16 protein-coding genes and 2 pseudogenes are annotated in these 19,878 nt (G+C 71.6%); 10 read left to right on the forward strand and 8 right to left on the reverse strand.

Annotated elements, in window-relative coordinates; translation table 11 throughout:
* The first annotated feature begins 1 nt into the window (after window position 1).
* Together OG470_RS34230 and OG470_RS34235 are read left to right on the forward strand one after the other, a co-directional pair.
* Entirely contained in the window at window positions 2-1,099 is a 1,098-nt protein-coding gene (locus OG470_RS34230; protein ID WP_328418779.1) for a mandelate racemase/muconate lactonizing enzyme family protein, read from the forward strand.
* Window positions 1,100-1,159: 60 nt separating this feature from the next.
* Complete coding sequence (locus OG470_RS34235; RefSeq protein ID WP_328418780.1) at window positions 1,160-2,077, forward strand: C40 family peptidase; 918 nt, start codon at window positions 1,160-1,162, stop codon at window positions 2,075-2,077.
* A gap of 36 nt (window positions 2,078-2,113) precedes the next feature.
* Here OG470_RS34235 and OG470_RS34240 read toward each other — a convergent pair whose 3' ends face one another.
* From OG470_RS34240 to pnuC, 3 genes are all read right to left on the reverse strand, one after another.
* Window positions 2,114-3,112: a TerC family protein gene (locus tag OG470_RS34240; RefSeq protein WP_328418781.1), complete on the reverse strand. Its 999-nt coding sequence runs from the start codon at window positions 3,110-3,112 to the stop codon at window positions 2,114-2,116.
* 323 nt (window positions 3,113-3,435) lie between these two features.
* Window positions 3,436-4,575: an AAA family ATPase gene (locus OG470_RS34245; RefSeq protein WP_328418782.1), complete on the reverse strand. Its 1,140-nt coding sequence runs from the start codon at window positions 4,573-4,575 to the stop codon at window positions 3,436-3,438.
* Entirely contained in the window at window positions 4,572-5,225 is a 654-nt protein-coding gene (gene pnuC, locus OG470_RS34250) for a nicotinamide riboside transporter PnuC (protein ID WP_328426773.1), read from the reverse strand. Before pnuC ends, OG470_RS34245 begins: the two co-directional genes overlap by 4 nt.
* A 97-nt stretch (window positions 5,226-5,322) precedes the next feature.
* On the opposite strand from pnuC, the gene OG470_RS34255 reads away from it, so the two are divergent.
* Window positions 5,323-5,616: an antibiotic biosynthesis monooxygenase family protein gene (locus tag OG470_RS34255; RefSeq protein ID WP_328418783.1), complete on the forward strand. Its 294-nt coding sequence runs from the start codon at window positions 5,323-5,325 to the stop codon at window positions 5,614-5,616.
* A gap of 106 nt (window positions 5,617-5,722) precedes the next feature.
* Here the strand turns inward: OG470_RS34255 and OG470_RS34260 are convergent.
* A pseudogene (locus OG470_RS34260) lies at window positions 5,723-6,585 on the reverse strand (helix-turn-helix domain-containing protein).
* Between the two features lie 149 nt (window positions 6,586-6,734).
* Window positions 6,735-8,843: an excinuclease ABC subunit UvrB gene (gene uvrB, locus OG470_RS34265; RefSeq protein ID WP_328418784.1), complete on the reverse strand. Its 2,109-nt coding sequence runs from the start codon at window positions 8,841-8,843 to the stop codon at window positions 6,735-6,737.
* Between the two features lie 299 nt (window positions 8,844-9,142).
* Between uvrB and OG470_RS34270 the strand changes: the two genes are divergently transcribed.
* Window positions 9,143-10,672 (forward strand): hypothetical protein, encoded by a 1,530-nt coding sequence (locus OG470_RS34270; protein ID WP_328418785.1) that lies wholly within the window; start codon window positions 9,143-9,145, stop codon window positions 10,670-10,672.
* 58 nt (window positions 10,673-10,730) lie between these two features.
* On the opposite strand, the gene coaE is transcribed toward OG470_RS34270, so the two are convergent.
* The gene (coaE, locus tag OG470_RS34275) at window positions 10,731-11,912 is read right to left on the reverse strand and encodes a dephospho-CoA kinase (RefSeq protein ID WP_328418786.1); all 1,182 of its coding nucleotides are present in this window, start codon (window positions 11,910-11,912) and stop codon (window positions 10,731-10,733) included.
* Window positions 11,913-12,086: 174 nt separating this feature from the next.
* Between coaE and OG470_RS34280 the strand changes: the two genes are divergently transcribed.
* The gene (locus tag OG470_RS34280; RefSeq protein WP_328418787.1) at window positions 12,087-12,620 is read left to right on the forward strand and encodes a PadR family transcriptional regulator; all 534 of its coding nucleotides are present in this window, start codon (window positions 12,087-12,089) and stop codon (window positions 12,618-12,620) included.
* The gene (locus OG470_RS34285; protein ID WP_328418788.1) at window positions 12,604-13,239 is read left to right on the forward strand and encodes a GyrI-like domain-containing protein; all 636 of its coding nucleotides are present in this window, start codon (window positions 12,604-12,606) and stop codon (window positions 13,237-13,239) included. Before OG470_RS34280 ends, OG470_RS34285 begins: the two co-directional genes overlap by 17 nt.
* A gap of 90 nt (window positions 13,240-13,329) precedes the next feature.
* Here OG470_RS34285 and rpsA read toward each other — a convergent pair whose 3' ends face one another.
* Window positions 13,330-14,829 carry a 30S ribosomal protein S1 gene (gene rpsA / locus OG470_RS34290; RefSeq protein WP_328418789.1) on the reverse strand — a complete coding sequence of 500 codons (1,500 nt, stop codon included), beginning with the start codon at window positions 14,827-14,829 and terminating at the stop codon, window positions 13,330-13,332.
* Between the two features lie 400 nt (window positions 14,830-15,229).
* On the opposite strand from rpsA, the gene OG470_RS34295 reads away from it, so the two are divergent.
* From OG470_RS34295 to OG470_RS34310, 4 genes and pseudogenes are all read left to right on the forward strand, one after another.
* Window positions 15,230-16,036, forward strand: coding sequence for a class I SAM-dependent methyltransferase (locus OG470_RS34295; protein WP_328418790.1), 807 nt, complete (start codon window positions 15,230-15,232; stop codon window positions 16,034-16,036).
* 111 nt (window positions 16,037-16,147) lie between these two features.
* Entirely contained in the window at window positions 16,148-16,291 is a 144-nt protein-coding gene (locus tag OG470_RS34300; protein WP_328418791.1) for a hypothetical protein, read from the forward strand.
* A gap of 53 nt (window positions 16,292-16,344) precedes the next feature.
* Complete coding sequence (locus OG470_RS34305; RefSeq protein ID WP_328418792.1) at window positions 16,345-16,566, forward strand: DUF2945 domain-containing protein; 222 nt, start codon at window positions 16,345-16,347, stop codon at window positions 16,564-16,566.
* A pseudogene (locus tag OG470_RS34310) lies at window positions 16,553-16,897 on the forward strand (DUF3140 domain-containing protein); the annotation flags it as partial. The gene OG470_RS34305 and the pseudogene OG470_RS34310, both read left to right, overlap by 14 nt.
* Before the next feature lie 169 nt (window positions 16,898-17,066).
* Here the strand turns inward: OG470_RS34310 and polA are convergent.
* Window positions 17,067-19,766, reverse strand: a complete 2,700-nt coding sequence (gene polA, locus OG470_RS34315) for a DNA polymerase I (RefSeq protein ID WP_328418793.1) — start codon at window positions 19,764-19,766, stop codon at window positions 17,067-17,069.
* Window positions 19,767-19,878 lie beyond the last annotated feature (112 nt).

Raw genomic sequence — 19,878 nt, forward strand, 5'->3', positions numbered from 1 at the left:
CATGACGATCTCGGCGGTACGCACCCACCGGGTTTCCGCACCCCTCCACACCCCCTTCGTCACCGCGCTACGCCGTACCACCACAGTGGACACACTGGTCGTCGAGCTGGTCGACGCCGACGGCCGGTCCGGCTTCGGCGAGGCGCCGCAGGTCTGGCAGGTCACCGGCGCGTCGGTCGCCGGAGCTGAGGCGTGCGTGCGGGAGCTGCTCGGGCCGCTGCTCACCGGACGCGACCCGGACGACCTGGTGACCCGCTGCGCCGAGGTACAGCGCGCGGTGGTCGGCAACGAGGCGGCGAAGGCCGCGGTGGACGTGGCCCTGCACGACCTGGCCGCCCGGCGGCTGGGCGTACCCCTGGTGCGGCTGCTCGGCGGCACCAAGCTGCGGGTGCCCACGGACGTCACGCTGGCCGCGGGCGACGCGGTGGACCTGGCAGCGGCCGCACGGCAGCGACAGGCCGACGGCTTCGGCGTGCTCAAGCTGAAGGTCGGCACCGACGCGGCCGGCGACCTGGACCGGGTGCGGGCGGTCCGCTCGGCGGTCGGCGCCGGGGTCCAGATCCGCCTCGACGCCAACCAGGGCTGGACGCCCCGCGAGGCGGTCCGGGTGATCCGCGGCATCGAGGACGCGGGGCTCGATGTGGAGCTGGTCGAGCAGCCGGTGGCCCGCTGGGACCTGGACGGGATGGCCTGGGTCAGCGACCGGGTGTCCGTGCCGATCCTGGCCGACGAGGCGGTCTTCGGGGTTCGTGACCTGGTGGAGGTGATCCGCCGCCGGGCCGCCGACCTGGTCAACGTCAAGCTGGCCAAGTGCGGCGGGCTGCACCCGGCGCGCACCCTGCTGGATCTGGCCTCCGCGCACGGGCTCGGCACGGTGGTGGGGTCGATGATGGAGACCCAGATCGGCATCGGCGCGGCCGCGAGCCTGGTCGCCGCGTACGGCACCACCGCAGTCTCCGACCTGGACGCCGCCTGGTGGCTGGCCTGGTCGCCGGTGCACGGCGGGCTGCACTACGAGGCAGCCACCGTGGTGCTTCCGGACGCCCCCGGCCTGGGCATTTCCGGCTTGGCTGAAGCAAAGATACAGACCCGCAGTTGATGATCGTTAGTTTCTTTCATATGGTTTCCGGAGGACGGCCGACACGAGCTGGGGGTTGACGTGGAGCTGCAACCGGGCCGCGAGGCCGTCGTCCGGGTCGCGGTGGCGACGCTCTGGACCCGCCCCGAGGCGGTCCGCGCCGTCGACGGGCCGGCGCTCACCGCGCGCGCCGACATCCCGGCCTGGGTCTCCGGCCTGGACACCGACCAGCAGGTCGGCGACTGCGTGCTGAGCCAACTGCTGCTGGGTGAGCGGGTGCTCATCAGCGAGCTGCGCCCGGACGGTTGGGCGCGGGTGGTGGCCGTCGAGCAGCCCGCCGCCACGCTGGATCCGCGCGGCTACCCGGGCTGGCTACCGGCCGACCAACTGGCCCCCGTCGACCCGGCCGTCACCGGCCGCCCGCTGGTGGTGGACGCCACGGTCATCGGGCTGCGCGCCGCGCCGGACGGGCCGGTCGTGCTGCCCGGCGTGGTCGTCGGCACCCGTCTCGTCCCGGCCGGTCCGGCGCTCAACGGTTGGCAGCCGGTGCACGTCCCCGGTCAGGCCGCGCCGCTCTGGCTGCCCGACGGCCAGTTGGTCCCGGCACCGGCCGAGCCGCCCAGCGCCGCCGATGCGCTCGCGGTGGCGCAGCGGCTGCTGCACGTGGCCTACGTCTGGGGCGGGCTCTCCTCGTACGGCATCGACTGCTCCGGGCTGGTGCACCTGGCCTGGCGCCGGTTCGGGGTGCTGCTGCCCCGCGACGCGGCCGACCAGGCGGCGGCGACCACCCCCCTGCCGCTGGGCGCGGAACGCCCCGGAGACCTCTACTTCTTCGCCCGCCCCGGCCGGAAGATCCACCACATCGGAATCGTCACGGCCGTCCCCGGCGACCACGAGAACCGGCGGATGCTGCACGCCTGCTACCGGCGGCGGCGGGTCGTGGAGGAGCCAATGCCGGCCGATCGGACCGCGACCCTGGTCGGCGTGCACCGGGTCTGACCAGCCGGGCGCGTCCCCACGCCCGGCCGGCGGTGGTCAGCGCCGGGCCTCGGCCAGCTCGCGCCGCCGGTCCCGGGAGGACTTCACCAGACTGGCGATCGTGGCGACGCCGAGCGTGCCGAGGATGATCAGCAGGGACAGCCAGATCGGGATGTGCGGCGCCCAGCCCACGTGCTCCCCGCCGTTGATGAACGGCAGGTTGTTGTCGGCCAGCGCCTCCAGCACCAGCTTGACCCCGATGAAGCCGAGCACCACGGCCAGCCCGTAGCTCAGGTAGATCAGCCGGTCGAGCAGGCCACCGAGCAGGAAGTAGAGCTGGCGCAGGCCCATCAGCGCGAAGACGTTCGCGGTGAAGACCAGGTACGGCTCCTGGGTGATGCCGAAGATCGCCGGGATCGAGTCCAACGCGAAGATCAGGTCGGTGGTGCCGATCGCGATCATCACGATCAGCATCGGGGTGAACAGCCGCCGGCCGTTGAAGTGCGTGGTCAGCTTCGCGCCGTCGTAGTCCTTGGAGATCGGCAGTGCCTTGCGGCTCCACCGGATCAACAGGTTTTCGGAGAACTCGTCCTCGTCCGGCTCACCCTGCCGGGCCAGGTTGACCGCGGTGTAGATCAGGAAGGCGCCGAAGATGTAGAAGACCCAGGAGAACTGCGAGATCAAGGCGGCGCCGGCGGCGATGAATCCGCCGCGCATCACCAACGCCAGCACGATGCCGACCAGCAACACCTTCTGCTGGTACTGCCGGGGCACACCGAAGCGGGCCATGATGATCACGAAGACGAAGAGGTTGTCCACCGAGAGGCTGTACTCGGTGAGCCAGCCGGTGTAGAACTGCCCGGCCGCGCTGGCCCCGGAGGTCAACCAGACACCGGCGCCGAAGAGCAGGGCCAGGCCGACGTAGAAGCTGACCCAGAGACTCGACTCACGCACGCTCGGCTCGTGCGGGCGTCGACCGATGATCAACAGGTCGACGAGCAGGACCGCAGTCAGTGCGACGAGGGTCCCCGCCCACACCAATCCGGACACGTCCAACGTTCATTCCTCCGGCAGACACGCGGCGTCGGGCACACCGTACGCCCCTGCGGGTCCCGGCGTGCCGCTCACGCTCACTCTGGTGACTGTCGGAGGTCTCTTCCGCCACCGCCCGCGAGCGGGACGGCGACCGACGGCGCCGGGTCGTACGCCGAAAACCGGCGGTCGACCGTGCTGACGACTCCGTCGCGAGGGAATACTCCCCTCCTCGATGACCATTCTTGCCCACCACGCCGTGTGATCGCACCCCGGGTAGCCGGTGTTACCGGCCACCCGCCGGCCGGGAATACCCCGCGACACACGGTCTAACGCGTCCTAGGAGGCTAGTGCGTGTCGGGTGCGGCGAGCGGGTCGGCGAGCGACCAGCCGGCGGCGAGCAACGCGTCGCAGGCAGCCACCGCCCGGGGCAGCCGCTCGGCGTGCGGTCCCACCAGCTCCACCACCGGCACGCCGCACCCGGCCAGCTCGGTGCGGAACCGCTCGGTCATCCAGCCCCGCAGGTGCTCCCCGTCACGCAGCCCGTCGTCGGCGAAGGGCACGCCCCGGTGGTCGGTCAGCAGGTACAGCGCAGGTCGACGGGCCGCCGCCCGGACCGCCGGAGACGTACTACCGAGGTAGCGCTCCTCCCAGACAGCGGTGGCCCGCGCGTCGGTGTCGCAGAAGAGCAGCGGCCCGGACGAGCGGGCCGCCGCGTCCTCGGCCGCCTGCTGCTCGCGGACCACCGTGCGGAAGTCATCCCGATCCCAGCTCACGTCGAAGACGCTCGCCCCGGGCGAGTCTTCCCGCAGCCGGGCCAGCTTGCGGGCGGTCAGCTCCCGGCCGTACTCCGGCACCCAGCCGGTGCGGTAGTGCGCGGCGAGCGCCATCGCCATCGTGGTGGTGCCGGTCGACTCGGCACCGACCACCACCACCCGCCGGACGAACCAGGCGCGCACCGGCGGGCTCAGCCACCGCCAGTGACCCACCGGGTCCGCCCGCACGGCGGTCCCGGAGACCGGCACGGTCCGCCGGTCCGGATCCACCGACACGGGTACGGCGTCGAAGCGGCGGGCCAACTCGGCGCCGTACGCCTCAGAGGAGAAGACGGCGTCCACCGCCCCCGGTCCGACCGCCTCGCGGAACACCGCGCAGTGCGCGTCCCAGACCACCGGGTCGGCGTAGTCCACCGGGTGGTCGTCGTACCGGCCGACGAACCGGACCCACGGGGTGTCCGCGTGCACCTCCCGCAGCCAGTCCAGCCGCACCTCGAGCGGGATGGACTCGCGGCGCGAGGGCGCCACCACCACGGTGACCGTGGCGCACCGGGCAGCCGCGGCCGCGATCAGCGCGTGGTGCCCGGCGTGCGGCGGATAGAACTTCCCCACCACCATCCCGTGCCGGAATTCCGCAGCGTCCGCCTGCTCCGGCGAGCGGGGTGTCGGCGGGCGGGGTGTCGGCCGGCGGTCTGGTGCCCGCTCGGTCACGCGGTGACCCGGGCCGGGCCGGGCGGGACGTGGGTCGGCCGGTCGGCCCGGCGCAGGTCCGCACGCCAGGCCCGCAGCCCGAGCACGCAGAGGGCGAGGAACACCAGGTACAGGACGGCGGTCAGGTGCAGCCCCTTGTACGCGTAGAGCGGGATGTAGATCAGGTCGGCGGCGATCCAGAGCCACCAGCTCTCCACCCGCTTGCGGGTCTGCCCGTATGTGGCCAGCAGGGACAGCGTGGTGGTCAGCGCGTCCGGCAGCGGCACCGTCGAGTCGGTGGCCCGGTCCAGCAGGACCCAGAGCGCGCCGGTGAGCAGCACCCCTGCGACGGCCAGCGCCAGCCACTCCCGCCGCCCGGTCCGGCTCACCGTGAGCCGGGTCCGCCGCTCGCCACCGAACAGCCAGTGCCACCAGCCGTAGCAGCCGAGCGCGACGTAGACGACCTGGAGCCCGGCGTCGGCGTACAGGCCGGCGGTCCAGAACAGCAGCATGAGCAGCAGCACGTTGGCGATGCCGACCGGCCAGTTCGCGATCCGCTGCCGGGCCACCAGCCAGACGTTGAGCACGCCGGTGGCGAACCCGAGCAGTTCCGCCCACGTGGTCCCGGTGCCGGCCACCCGGAACGCGGTGCCGGTGAGCCAGTCGATCATCACAGCGCCCTCCCGGGCACCCACCCTAGGGCCACTGTCGACACCGGAACAGACCCCACCACGCCGTCGGGCCGGCCCGCCGTGGGAGGCTTCCGACATGGTGCTTGAGGTCGCGTTGATCGACGTACTGCCCGGACACGAGGATGAGTTCGCCGCCGCGTACGCCCAGGGTCACCCGGTGCTCGCCGGCGCACCCGGCTGCCGGTCGGTGCGGATGACCCGGGGGATCGAGTCCCCGACCCGGTTCGTGCTGCTGGTCGAGTGGGACTCGGTCGAGGCGCACAACGACAACTTCCGGGCCACCGAGCGGTTCACCCGGTGGCGCGAGCTGATCGGGCCGCACTTCGCCGGGCCTCCCCTCGTCGAGCACTTCATCGACGTACCGGCCTGAGCGGAGCTGTCGTACCCCGCGGTTATCGTGCCCACCGCACGCGCCGGCCGCCGGTCCCGACGGGCTCGGGGGCGCCGGGCCCGGTGGCCGCGCGGCGCCGCTGCCCTCATTCCCCGACGCGTCGGGCCAGCGCGGTGACCGTCTCCGCCGGTGACAACGCGGCGGCCAGCAGCGCCTCGGTCATCCGCTCGTACCGGTCGACGTCCAGCACGGTGGCCAGCCGGACGTCGGTGGTCAACGCCTCCAGCATCACCGTCCGCGGGTCCGCCGGGTCGGGGAAGGCATACCAGGAGTACGGGGTGAGCGGGTGCAGCCCGCCGTCGGCCGCCGCGCCACGGGGCAACAGCCGGATCGTCACGTGGGCCAGCCCGGTCACGGCGACCAGGTGCCGCAGTTGCTCACGCCAGACCGGGACCGGCAAATCGCCCGGGTCGCAGGCCGCCTCGGCGAGCACCACCGTGTAGCGCGCTGGGTCGGCGCGACGCAGCACCCTCCTGCCGCAGACCCCGGGCACGCACCTCGGCGTCCACGTCGATCTCCGGCGTGAACAGGGCGCCGGGCGGAGACCCGGAACCGGGCGTACTCCGGCGTCTGGAGCAGCCCCGGCACGACCGCCGGCTGGTACTCGACGATGTGGGCAGCGCCCGCCTCCAGCTCGGCGTACGTACGCTGCCGCTCGCTCATCTCGCCCAGCGTCTTCCACCAGCCGCGACTGGTGGCCGCGTCCCGGGCGATCACGATCAGCGCGTCCCGAGCCGGCGCCGGCACCTGGTAGATGTCCAGCAGATCCAGCACGTCGGCGAGGTCCGGTCGGCTCTGGCCCAGCTCGATGCGGGACAGTTTCGACGTCGAGGCCCAGCCCAGCCGGTCACAGACCTGCTCCAGGGTCAACGCCTCGCGCCGGCGTAGCTGGCGCAGCTCGGCACCGAGCCGCACACGTCGAATGACAGGACTCGTTGGCAACGGCATCCCCGCCTCCCCACCGAGGGAGAGTACGCAGGACGGTCACCCAGTGCAATACCGTGCTCGCACACCGCTACCGACTGACCTCTCCCGACGACCGATCGGACCGGCCCGTACCTGCCGTTCCGCACCCGCTGTGGCCGCCGGGGCGGCCGTCACTTCACGCCGGTCGCGTCCATTCCGCGCAGCTCCTTCTTCAGGTCGGAGACCTCGTCGCGGATCCGGGCCGCCAGCTCGAACTGCAGCTCGCGGGCGGCGGCCAGCATCTGGTCGTTCAGCTCCTGGATGAGCTGGGCCAGGTCGGCGCGGGCCATCCCCTCCCGCGAGGTGGTGGTGGCGGCCGCCCGACTCCGGCTGCGGGTCTCCTTGACCGGCGCCTTGCCCCGGGAGAGCTGGCGCACCGCACCGCCGACCCGGGAGTTTTCGGTGTCCTCCGCCTCGCGGTAGATGTCGTCCAGGATGTCGTGGATCTTCTTGCGCAGCGGCTCCGGGCTGACCCCGTGCGCCTCGTTGTGCGCGATCTGCTTCGCCCGCCGCCGATCGGTCTCGTCGATCGCGTTCGCCATCGACGGAGTGATCTTGTCGGCGTACATGTGCACCTGACCGGAGACGTTACGGGCGGCCCGCCCGATGGTCTGGATCAGCGACCGGCCGCTGCGCAGGAAGCCCTCCTTGTCAGCGTCGAGGATCGCCACCAACGACACCTCGGGCAGGTCCAGACCTTCGCGGAGCAGGTTGATGCCGACCAGCACGTCGTAGTCGCCCTTGCGCAGCTCGCGCAGCAGCTCCACCCGGCGCAGCGTGTCGACCTCCGAGTGCAGGTAACGCACCCGGATGCCGTTCTCCAGCAGGTAGTCCGACAGGTCCTCGGCCATCTTCTTGGTCAGCGTGGTGACCAGCACCCGTTCGTCCCGATCGGTACGCAGCTTGATCTCGTGCATCAGGTCGTCGATCTGGCCCTTGGTCGGCTTGATCACGACCTCCGGGTCGACCAGCCCGGTGGGCCGGATGACCTGCTCGACGAACTCACCCTGAGCCTGCTCCAGCTCCCACGGGCCGGGGGTCGCGGAGAGGTAGACCATCTGGCCGACCCGCTCCAGGAACTCGTCGAAGCGCAGCGGCCGGTTGTCGGCCGCGCTGGGCAGCCGGAAGCCGTGGTCGATGAGCATCCGCTTGCGGGACGCGTCGCCCTCGTACATGCCGCCGATCTGCGGGATCGTCACGTGCGACTCGTCGACGACGGTGAGGAAGTCGTCCGGGAAGTAGTCGAGCAGGCAGTGCGGCGGGCTGCCGGGCAGCCGCCCATCCATGTGCATCGAGTAGTTCTCGATGCCCGAGCAGAAGCCCACCTGCCGCATCATCTCGATGTCGTAGGTGGTGCGCATCCGCAGCCGCTGCGCCTCCAGCAGCTTGCCCTGCCGCTCCAGCTCGGCGAGCCGTTCGGCCAGCTCCGCCTCGATGTCGCGGATCGCCCGCTCCATCCGCTCCGGGCCGGCCGCGTAGTGCGTGGCCGGGAAGATGACCAGCTGGTCGACCTCGCGGACCACGTCACCGGTCAGTGGATTGAGGTAGTAGAGCTTCTCCACCTCGTCGCCGAACAGCTCGATGCGGACCGCCAACTCCTCGTACGCCGGGATGATCTCCAGCGTGTCGCCGCGGACCCGGAACGTGCCCCGCTGGAAGGCCATGTCGTTGCGGGTGTAGCGGATGTCGACCAGCCGCCGCAGCAACTGGTCGCGGTCGACCTCCTGGCCGACGCCGACCCGGATCGCCCGGTCCAGGTACTCCTCCGGGGTGCCCAGGCCGTAGATCGCCGACACGGTGGCCACCACGACCACATCACGGCGGGTGAGCAGCGACATCGTCGCCGAGTGCCGCAGCCGCTCGACCTCCTCGTTGATCGAGGAGTCCTTCTCGATGTAGGTGTCGGTCTGCGGGATGTACGCCTCGGGCTGGTAGTAGTCGTAGTACGAGACGAAGTATTCGACGGCGTTGTCCGGCAGCAGCTCGCTGAACTCCTTGGCCAGCTGCGCGCAGAGCGTCTTGTTCGGGGCGAGCACCAGGGTCGGGCGCTGCAGCCGCTCGATCAGCCACGCGGTGGTGGCGCTCTTGCCGGTGCCGGTCGCGCCGAGCAGCACCGTGTTGCGGTCGCCGCGCCGAACCCGACGCTCCAGATCGTCGATGGCGGCCGGCTGGTCGCCGGCCGGCTGAAACTCACTGACGACCTGGAAGCGGCCGTCCAGCCGAGGAATGTCGAGCGCCATGACCTCAACGGTACGCCGGAGGTCCGACAGGAACGGCCGTCACGCCGGGTACGTGATCAGCTTCAATATTCCCATTGTGTGGCGCATGTCACCGGCACTAGGCTCTCGCTGTAGGCCGCTCGCGGCGGCCGACCGGGCCGGTGGCCAGGCCGTCATCTCGGCCGGCCGCCCCCGGCACAGCGGGTCGCAGCACCCGGCGCGTCCGGCGTGCGCACCCGTGTGGTCGCGCTCGAGGCGCAGACCGGCCGCCGCGAGCGCCCTGCTCGTCACCCCGGCGCCGCCCCGCCCGTTTCACATCCGTGGACACCTCTCCGAAGCCGGCACGCGACATCGATCCCGGGGACACGTCCCGGCCCACCGACACCGCCGGTCCGTCCCCGGCCAGCCGCCGCCGACGGACAATCCTGCTGATGCTCGGCCTGACCGCGGTGACGTCCGCGACGGCGCTGGTGATCGGGCTGTTGAGCTGGGCTCCCGACCCGCCCGAGCCGGCCCGGCCGCTGACCGTCGCCGAGGGCGAGCGGTTGGCCGCGATGCGGGTCACCAACCTGCGGGACCTGCGCGCCGGGGTCCATGTCACGATCGGCACCGATGCCGCCCGTACCGAACTGGTCGGCTGGGTGGACTGGTCGCGGACGCTGCTCTACCTCGACGTGGGTGGTCCGGGCGCGGGCGCCGAGCGGGGCCTGTTGCAGAGAGCCGGCCCGTTGCTGGTGATCCGACCGGACCCGGCCGCGGTGCCCACCCCCGCCGCGCCACCACTGGTGCCCCCGGCGGACCGCTGGCGGCTGCACCACCTGGCACCCGGCGCGGGCCTGGCACCCGTGCTCGACCTGCTTCTCGGCCTCGCCGCCGACCGCCCGGACCCCGCCCAGGCGCTACGGGACAGCGGTGCCCGCTGGGTGGCCCGGGACACCGTCGCAGCCGGGCCGGTGGACGTCCTTGAGGCGCCGCTACCCGGCGAGACCTCACCCCCCGCCAGCGGCACAGCGCCGGGAAGTACAGCACCGACGACCAGGGCAGGCGGCGACGTCGACGGGCAGCCCCGCTACTGGCTCGACCAGGACGCCCGGCTGCACAAGCTGGTCCTCCGGCTGCGCGACGTCGGCTCGATCACGGTGACCCTCAACCGGGCGGACCGGCCGACGCTGCGCCCGGTGGACGCACTCGGTGGCCGGCCCGGGCAACCCCGCGCGCTCACCGGCGCCGAACAGGACCGACTGGACCGGATGCCGACCCGGCTGCGCGCCCAGGGCGGCGCCGCGCTGACCTTGACGGCGCCGACGGGCACGGACACCAACCTGCGAGGCGCCGGCTGGTTGAACTGGACCGCCCGCACCGCCTACCTGGCCACCGCCGACCTGGGCGTACCGGATCGCCGGACCCTGCTGCGGCGGGACACCGCCGGCCTGGCCCGGGTGGACGTGCCGGCCGCGGCCGGTGGCGGCGGCACCGCGGAAACGCCCGGTCGGCCGCCGCTGCCGCCCCCCGCCGGGGCGTGGCGGTTCACCCGGTCCGGCACGGACGACCTGAGCCTGCTGGTCGGGGCCGCGGTGGCCGCCGCCGGGCCATCCGGGCAGCGTGGTGCGGCCGTGCGGGTACGCGAGGACGTCGCCGGCGGGCGGACCGTGGACGTCGTCGAGCTGCGCACGGCCGACGCGCGGCTGCGCTACTGGATCGACCGGGTCGGGTCGCTGCGCCGGCTGGAGCTGCACACCGCCCCCGGCGCGTGGGCGCAGCTGGACCTCAACCCCGCCTCGGTACCCCGACTGACCCCGGTGCCCCGCCCGGCAGCCCCCGGCGGCACCCGGCGTCCCGGCGCACCCTGATCCCCCGCGACGCGGGCGGCACGCGCCCGGTAAAACGCCCCGGTGTCAGCCGTGCCGCTCAGGGCCGCCAGCCGGTCTGCGCGGCCCACTGCTCGGCCCGCAGGTACTCCTCGTCGAACCACGGGTCGCGGGCCGTACCGGATCCGGTGCCGTCCGGCGCCGCGTCGACCAACTCGCGCTTGAGCAGCAGGTAAGCCGCCCGCTGGTCCGGGTCGGCGCGCAGGTGGTCGCGCATCAGCAGCGCGTACCGCCAGCCCGGCGAGCCGGCGGCCCGCACGTGCACGCGCACCGGGCGGGCAGGGTCGGCGCTGCCGTGCAACCGCTTCTCCCACCGACCGCTGCCGGCCGGACGGGGATCGTCCCACCACTGCCCCGGCACCGGCGGGAACCCGGCGTTCGCCAGCCGGTCGGCCAGCACCCCGTCGGCGTCGGCGAGGCTGGGCACGGCCACCTGCACGTCGATGACGTCCTCGGCGGCGAGGCCGGGCACCGCGGTCGAGCCGATGTGGTCGATCCGCAGGTCGGCCGGGGCGAGCGCGTGTCGGATCCGGGCGGCCAGCCGGGCGTACTGCTCGGGCCAGTTCGGGTCGGTCCCGGTCGGGTCGACCCGGCCCGGCGGAACCACCCGCCGCTCCCGCAGGTTGTGCTCGTAGGGCAGCAGCCGCTGGTGCCAGAGTGCGTCGACGGCGGCGTGCAGCTCCGCCAGGCTTCCGTCGTTGGTCAGCACCACGTCCGCCACGGCGCGGCGACGGGCGTCGTCGGCCTGCGCGGCGATCCGCCGCTCGGCCTCCGCACGGTCCATCCCACGATCGCGCGCCAGGCGTTCTAGTCGGGCCGCCACGTCCGTCTGCACCACGACCACCAGGTGGTACGTGGGCGCGAGACCCACCTCGACCAGCAGCGGTACGTCGTTCACGACGATCGCGTCGGGCGCCGCCGCGGCGGCCAGCTCGGCGGTGCGGGCACGGACCCGGGGATGGGTGATCGCCTCCAACCGCCGGCGGGCGGTCTCGTCGGCGAACACCACCGCACCCAGTGCGGCGCGGTCCAGTGCGCCGTCGGCGTCCAGCACCTCGGTGGAGAACGTGGCGACGATCTCGGCCAGGCCCTCGGTGCCCGGTGCGACGACCTCCCGGGCCACCCGGTCGGAGTCGATGAGCACCGCACCCCGCTCGACCAGCCGCGCGGCCACCGCGCTCTTGCCCGACCCGATACCGCCGGTCAATCCCACCCTCAGCACCGGACCAGTCAACCGGATCACGAGCCCCGTCGCCAAACTCGCCCGCGGCCCGGCGAGATCGTGCTCGTTGGCGCCGGCAGCGCGGCGACCGGCTCCTCGGCCTGCCGGCTCGGGGCCGGGCAACCTCCTGAAGGGACATCCCTAGTGTCTCTATTCCAGTAATAGAATACTGCCATGGAGCTGACTCCAGCCGAGCTGACCGTGCTGGGCTTGATCATCGAACGCGCCCGGCACGGCTACGACCTGGAGCAGGTGATCGAGCAACGCGGCATCCGGCAGTGGTCCGACGTCGGGTTCTCCTCGATCTACTACCTGCTCGCCAAGCTGGAGAAGCGCGGCCTGGTCCACGTTCCCGAGGCTCCCGCCGCCCCAAAGTCCCGCCGCGTGTACCACGCCACCGCCCAGGGCCGAGAGGCTGCGGCGCGCACCGCGCTGGCTCTCATCGAGGAACCACGGCCGGTCCCGCACCCGTTTCTCGTCGGTATCGCCAACCTGCCCCTGCTCTCCGATCAGGAGTACGCACAGGCGCTACGCACCCGGTTGGCGCGGATCGAAGCCCGCATCGAGGCGGTCCAGGTGGCGCAGCAGGCGCAAGCCCCCCTCCCGCGACCGGCGCGTGAAGTGTTCTCGTACTCGCTGAGCCTCCTCGAGGCAGAAAGGCAGTGGCTCGCCGCCCGAGCCCAGGTGCCTGATGACGGACAAGACTGACTTCAAGAAGACCACCGACGCCTATCAGGCCAGACGAGGCCAGTTCCGGATCGTGGACGTGCCCGACATGCAGTACCTCATGATCGACGGCCACGGCGACCCGAACACCTCACCGGCATTCACCGACGCCGTCGAAGCCCTCTACCCGGTGGCCTACAAGCTGAAGTTCGCCAGCAAACGAAACCTCGGGCGCGACTACGTCGTCCCGCCCCTGGAGGGCCTGTGGTGGGCCGATGACATGGACTCCTTCACCGCGGGGCGCGACAAGTCACGGTGGGACTGGACGCTGATGATCATGGCCCCGGACTGGATCAACCAGGACATGGTCACCGCCGCCATGGAGCAGGCCGGAGCCAGGAATCGCCCGGCGCGTCTCGACGACACCCGGCTGGAGACGCTCTCCGAGGGGCGGTGCGTACAGACGCTGCACATCGGGTCCTTCGACGAGGAAGCCGAGGTGCTGGCGCACCTGCACCACAAGTTCGTGCCGGGCAACGGGTTACGGATGGTCGGGAGGCACCACGAGATCTACCTCAGCGACTTCCGCAAGGTCGCACCCGACAAGCAACGCACCATCCTGAGGCAACCGGTCACCGTCGCTGCCGCAGCGAATGCGTAGCTGACCCGGCGGCCGGCCCGGGGTACGGCGAGGGCCCCGCCCCCGGCGATCCGAAGATCGCGGGGACGGGGCCCTTCGTCGTTCAGCGGGTCACTTACCGCCGGCGAGCTTCTCCCGCAGAGCGGCGAGCGCCTCGTCGGTGGCCAGGGTGCCGGCCGGCTCCTCGGCCTGCCGGCTCGGGGCCGGGCTGGTCGAGGAGGTGGTGCCCCCAGCGGCGGCCGGAACGACCGGAGTCGGGTTGGCAGCGGCCTCGGCGTCGGCGGCCCGAGAGGTCTGCACCTGCTTGGTGTGGGCCTCCCAGCGCACACGAGCCTCGGCGTACTGGTTCTCCCAGGTCTCGCGCTGCTTGTCGTACCCCTCGAGCCACTCGCCCGTCTCCGGGTCGAAGCCCTCCGGGTAGATGTAGTTGCCCTCGGTGTCGTACGTCGCGGCCATGCCGTAGAGGGTCGGGTCGAAGTGCTCCTCGCCCTCGACGAAGCCCTCGTTGGCCTGCTTGAGCGACAGCGAGATCCGGCGACGCTCCAGGTCGATGTCGATGACCTTGACCATGACCTCGGAGCCAACCTGGACGACCTGCTCCGGGATCTCCACGTGACGCTCGGCCAGCTCGGAGATGTGGACCAGGCCCTCGATGCCGTCGTCCACCCGGACGAACGCACCGAACGGCACCAGCTTGGTGACCTTACCCGGCACGATCTGCTGGATCGCGTGGGTGCGGGCGAACTGCCGCCACGGGTCCTCCTGGGTCGCCTTCAGCGACAGCGAAACCCGCTCGCGGTCCAGGTCGACGTCCAGGACCTCGACCTCGACCTCCTGGCCCACCTCGACGACCTCGGACGGGTGGTCGATGTGCTTCCAGGACAGCTCGGAGACGTGCACCAGACCGTCGACGCCGCCGAGGTCCACGAATGCGCCGAAGTTGACGATCGAGGACACGACGCCCTTGCGGACCTGGCCCTTCTGCAGCTTGTTGAGGAACTCGGTACGCACCTCGGACTGCGTCTGCTCCAGCCAGGCCCGGCGGGACAGGACCACGTTGTTGCGGTTCTTGTCCAGCTCGATGATCTTGGCCTCGAGCTCCCGCCCGACGTACGGCTGCAGGTCGCGCACGCGCCGCATCTCGACCAGGGACGCGGGCAGGAAGCCGCGAAGCCCGATGTCGAGGATGAGGCCACCCTTGACCACCTCGATGACCGAGCCGCGGACGACACCGTCCTCGTCCTTGATCTTCTCGATCGTGCCCCAGGCCCGCTCGTACTGCGCCCGCTTCTTGGAGAGGATCAGACGACCCTCCTTGTCCTCCTTCTGGAGAACCAGGGCCTCGATGTGGTCACCAACCGTCACAACCTCGGCGGGGTCCACGTCGTGCTTGATCGACAACTCCCGAGAGGGGATGACACCCTCGGTCTTGTAGCCGATGTCGAGCAGGACCTCGTCCCGATCGACCTTGACGACGGTGCCTTCGACAATGTCGCCGTCGTTGAAGTACTTGATGGTCTCGTCGATCGCGGCGAGGAATGCCTCCTCGGAACCGAGATCGTCGTGGGTGACCCGGGTGGCGCTCGAGGGGGCCTCGATGCTGCTCGTCATGTGGGCGGTTGCTCCGGTCGGATGGGTTGTCACAGCAGGCTGGTGTCGCAGTGACCTGTTCGCGCCAGCGGATCCGTCGCCGGGCACACCGAACGATCACAGTGAGATCATGATGTGGCTCCGTCGACCGCGCACCTGCTCCCTGCCGAGACACACGATCCGCGAGCGCATCGTCTAGCCTACCGTGCGCATTACCACAGCGTGCAAGCCCTCCCAGCTTCTCGCCGTTCGATGACCTGCGAAAGCCGAACAATCGCCCGGAAAACACCCCTGCTGTCTCCTGGGTCACACCGGCCCCACCGGCCCCACCCAACCGGTGGCCCGGCGGCGGCGCGACCGTGCCGGCGGGTCGGCCCTGCCCACCGCCCGCAGGAGCCGCCCCGGGGCCTAGCGTGAGCGGGTGGATGACGACAGCCGGGTTACCCGGCGCCGGGTGGGTGACGCCGAGGCCCGGCGGGCAAACCGCGGCTGGTGGGACACCGACGCCGACGACTACCAAGCCGAGCACGGCGCGTTCCTCGGTGACGTCGACTTCGTCTGGTGCCCCGAAGGGCTGCGCGAGGCCGACGCCCGGCTGCTCGGTGACCTGCCCGGGCGGCGGGTGCTGGAGGTCGGCTGCGGCGCCGCGGCCGCTGCCCGCTGGCTGGCCACCCAGGGCGCCCGGCCGGTCGCCTTCGACCTGTCCGCCGGCATGTTGCGGCACGCCGCCGAAGCCGCCGACCGCACCGGGGTACGCGTACCGCTGGTGCAGGCCGACGCGCTCGCCCTGCCGTTCGCCGACCAGTCGTTCGACCTCGCCTGCACCGCGTTCGGCGCGATCCCGTTCGTGGACGACTCGGCGACCCTGCTGGCCGAGGTGCACCGGGTGCTGCGCCCCGGCGGCCGGTGGGTGTTCTCGGTGACCCATCCGATGCGCTGGATCTTCCTCGACGATCCGGGCGAGGGTGGGCTGACCGCCGTGCACTCGTACTTCGACCGCTCCCCCTACGTGGAGCAGGACGAGTCCGGCGTGGCCACCTACGTCGAGCAGCACCGGACCCTTGGCGACCGGATCCGCGAACTGGTCGGCGCCGGGTTCCGGCTGCTGGACCTGGTGGAGCCGGAGTGGCCGGCGGGGCACGAGGGGATCTGGGGGCAGTGGAGCCCGCTGCGCGGACGGCTCTTCCCCGGCACCGCCATCTTCGTCACCGAGAAGCCCGCCGGATGACCGCGTCGCACGCGCGGTGCGACCCCACCCCATCGGATCGACCGCTTCGCCAAGCCCGGCGAGTACGCCGCCGCCGGCATTCCCTTCTACTGGCGGATCGAGCAGGACCCGGTGCACGTCTACGCGTACCGGATCGGCGACCGGGTGGGGCCCGGCGGTGAGCGGCAGTACGAGCTGGTCGCCGACGGCGCTGACGTGATCGAGTTGACCGAGCCGTTCGAGATCAAACTACCGATCGCCGAGATCACGCCGTAGTCGACCGGTTCGGCTGGCCGTTTCGCCCCGGCGGTGCCGGGTAGCCGAGGAGCATGGCCGAGCAGAGGGAATTCCGCGAGGGCGACCACGTCTCCTGGGCCAGTCACAGCGGCCGGGCGCACGGCGTGGTCAAGGAGAAGCTGACCGACCGGACGCACGTACGCGGACACGCCGTGAACGCGACGGAGGACGAACCGCAGTACCGGATCCGCAACGACGACTCGGGCCGCGACGTGGCCCACCGGCCCGAGGTGCTGCGTCATGAGGGGTCGTGACGATGGGCGGGACACCCATCGGGAGTTCACCGAGGCGGTGAACATGAAGCCCGGCGAGCTGTCCACCTGGCTGGAGACCGACGAGTCGAAGCAGGTCGGCTGGCACAAGGGCGGTCGCTCCGGCGGCGGCGAGTCAGTCGGCCACGAATCCGGGCGCAAGATCATCAACCTGTTGCGCCGCAAGCGCGGCGACCTGTCCGAGGGCGACTACAAGCACATGCGCAAGGTGGTCGGCTACGTACGCCGACACATGGCCCAGCGCCCCTCCGGCAACGTCCGCGACACCAAATGGCGCTGGTCCCTCATGAACTGGGGCCACGACCCCCTCAAGTAACCCACCGGGCCGGGCCCAGCCCAACCACTCTGATTCACAACGCCGAACAGCACCGACCACAGAGACCCAGTCGGGGGTTCCGGGGCAGCCCGACCCGCTCCGGGCGGTCAGGCTTGATCCCTGCGCGGGTCGGGCTGCCCCGGAACCCCACCACCGCAAGACAGGATCAGTGGTCGGCGCTGTTCCAGTCCCGGCCGTTGCCGACCGACACCTCCAGCGGCACCGACAACGGGTACGCCCCGCCCATCTCCCGCCGGACCAGCGCCTCCAGCGCGTCCCGCTCACCCGGAGCGACCTCGAAGACCAGCTCGTCGTGCACCTGCAACAGCATCCGGGAGCGCAGCCCGGCCTCGCCCAGCGCGGTGTCGACGTGCAGCATCGCCACCTTGATGATGTCGGCCGCCGAGCCCTGGATCGGGGCGTTGAGCGCCATCCGCTCGGCGATGTCCCGGCGCTGCCGGTTGTCACTGACCAGGTCCGGAAGGTAGCGGCGGCGACCCAGGATGGTCGAGGTGTAGCCGTCCTGGCGGGCTCGGGCGACCACCTGCTGCAGGTAGTCGCGCACCCCGCCAAAGCCGGCGAAGTAGTTTTCCATCAGCCCGCGCGCCTCTTCGGTGCCGATGCCGAGCTGCTGGGACAGGCCGAACGCGCTCAGCCCGTACGCCAGGCCGTAGTTCATCGCCTTGATCTTGCGGCGCTGGTCCGGGGTGACCTCGTCGAGCGGCACCCCGAAGACCGACGATGCGGTGGCGGCGTGGAAGTCGGCGCCGGAGTTGAAGGCTTCGATGAGCGCGTCGTCCGAGGAGAGGTGCGCCATGATGCGCATCTCGATCTGGCTGTAGTCGGCGGTGAGCAGGCACTCGTAGCCCTCACCCACCACGAAGGCCCTGCGGATGCGCCGGCCCTCCTCGGTGCGGATCGGGATGTTCTGCAGGTTGGGCTCGGTGGAGGAGAGCCGCCCGGTGGCCGCGACCGTCTGGTTGAAGGTGGTGTGGATCCGGCCGTCGTCGGAGACCGACTTGAGCAGCCCGTCGACGGTCGACTTGAGCTTGGCCACGTCCCGGTGGCGCAGCAGGTGAGCCAGCACCGGGTGCGGGGTCTGCGCGTAGAGCCACTGCAGGGCGTCGGCGTCGGTGGTGTAGCCCGTCTTGATCTTCTTGGTCTTCGGCAGGCCCAGCTCGGTGAAGAGGATCTCCTGCAGCTGCTTGGGCGAGCCCAGGTTGAACTCCCGGCCCACCGCCTCGTACGCACCCTGCGCGGCGGCCTTCACCTCGGCGGCGAAGTGCGCCTCCAACTCGGACAGATAATGCGTGTCGGCGGCGATGCCGGTGCGCTCCATGCCGGCCAGGACCCGCATCAGCGGCAGCTCCACGCCGGCCATCAGCCGGGCCGACTGCTCGCCGTCGCGGGACAGCTCGGCGTCGATGGCGTCGGCCAGGTCGAGGGTGGCCCGGGCCTGGAGCATCAGATTTTGCTCGGCCACGCTCTCGTCACCCAGCCCGTCGAGGGTGAGCTGGCCGTTCTCCGGCGCGTCGACCCGCAGCTCCCGGTGCAGGTAGCGCAGCGCCAGGTCGGTCAGGTCGTAGGAGCGCTGGTCGGGGCGGGCCAGGTACGCGGCGATCTGGGTGTCGCGGACGATGCCGGACAGCTCCCAGCCGTGCGCGGAACAGGCCAGCACGGCCGGCTTGCTGTCGTGCAGCACCTTGGGCCGCTGCGCGTCGGTCAACCAGCCGGCCAGCGCGCCCTCGTCGGCCGCGTCGAGTCGCGCCGGGTCCACCCAGGCCGCCGCTCCGCCGGCGGTGGCCAGCGCCAGGCCGGTGATCGAGGCGGTGTGCCGGCGGTTGGGGCCGGTGTCGAGCTTGATCGCCAACCCGACCGGGGTGCCGGTCGGGGCGTGCGCGGAAAGCCACGCGGTCAGCGCGCCCGGCTCGGTGAGCACCTCGCCGGTGAGGTCGAAGCCGGACTCGGCCTCCGGCTCGACCGCCTCCAGGTACTGGTAGAGCCGGTCGCGCAGGATGCGGAACTCCAGGGTGTCGAAGACCTGGTGCACCGCCTCCCGGTCCCAGCCGGCCCACCTGGCGTCCTCCGGGCGCAGCGGCAGCTCAAGGTCGGAGACCAGGCAGTTGATCTCGTAGTTACGGATCACGTCGGCGAGCCGCTCGCGCAGGCTGTCGCCGGCCTTGCCCTTGATCTCGTCGGCGCGGGCGATCACGCCCTCCACCCCGCCGTACGTGGCGATCCACTTTGCCGCGGTCTTCGGGCCGACGCCCGGGACGCCGGGCAGGTTGTCGCTGGTCTCGCCGACCAGCGCGGCCAGGTCCCGGTAACGCTCCGGACCGACGCCGTACTTCGCCTCGATCGCCGCCGGGTCCATCCGGGCCAGGTCGGAGACACCCTTGCGCGGGTACAACACGGTGACCTGGTCGCCGACCAACTGGAAGGCATCCCGGTCACCGCTGCTGATCAGCACCGTCATGCCCTGGTCGCGGGCCTGGCAGGCGAGCGTGGCGATGACGTCGTCGGCCTCGTAGCCCTCCATCTCCACCACCGGGATCTGCAGCGCGGCCAGGACCTCCTTGACCAGGCTGACCTGGCCCTTGAAGTCGGTCGGGGTCTCGCTGCGGCCGGCCTTGTACTCCGCGTACCGGTCGGTGCGGAAGGAGCGGCGGGAGACGTCGAACGCGACGACGATGTGGGTGGGCTGCTCGTCGCGCAGCACGTTGATCAGCATCGAGGTGAAGCCGTAGACCGCGTTGGTGGGCTGGCCCGTCGTGGTGGAGAAGTTTTCCACCGGCAGGGCGAAGAACGCCCGGTATGCCAGGGAGTGTCCGTCGACGAGAAGTAGGCGCGGCGTCGTAGCTGTCACGGCAGCGACTCTAGTCCGTCGCACCGACATCCCCGGGTGGCGGCACCGCGCGTCCGACGGCGGAACAGACGGCCGGCCGGAACGCCGGCGGCCGGCCACCCCGTGAGGGATG

Origin of the sequence: Micromonospora sp. NBC_00389 (assembly GCF_036059255.1) — a bacterium.
Lineage (GTDB): Bacteria > Actinomycetota > Actinomycetes > Mycobacteriales > Micromonosporaceae > Micromonospora.

Excerpts from the sequence above, each read along its gene's own strand:
- OG470_RS34230 (WP_328418779.1), top strand. The coding sequence starts at position 2 with ATGACGATCTCGGCGGTACGCACCCACCGGGTTTCCGCACCCCTCCAC.
- pnuC (WP_328426773.1), bottom strand. The coding sequence starts at position 5,225 with ATGATCGACTGGCTCACCGGCACCGCGTTCCGGGTGGCCGGCACCGGG.
- OG470_RS34255 (WP_328418783.1), top strand. The coding sequence starts at position 5,323 with ATGGTGCTTGAGGTCGCGTTGATCGACGTACTGCCCGGACACGAGGAT.
- uvrB (WP_328418784.1), bottom strand. The coding sequence starts at position 8,843 with ATGGCGCTCGACATTCCTCGGCTGGACGGCCGCTTCCAGGTCGTCAGT.
- OG470_RS34280 (WP_328418787.1), top strand. The coding sequence starts at position 12,087 with ATGGAGCTGACTCCAGCCGAGCTGACCGTGCTGGGCTTGATCATCGAA.
- OG470_RS34285 (WP_328418788.1), top strand. The coding sequence starts at position 12,604 with ATGACGGACAAGACTGACTTCAAGAAGACCACCGACGCCTATCAGGCC.
- rpsA (WP_328418789.1), bottom strand. The coding sequence starts at position 14,829 with ATGACGAGCAGCATCGAGGCCCCCTCGAGCGCCACCCGGGTCACCCAC.
- OG470_RS34305 (WP_328418792.1), top strand. The coding sequence starts at position 16,345 with ATGGCCGAGCAGAGGGAATTCCGCGAGGGCGACCACGTCTCCTGGGCC.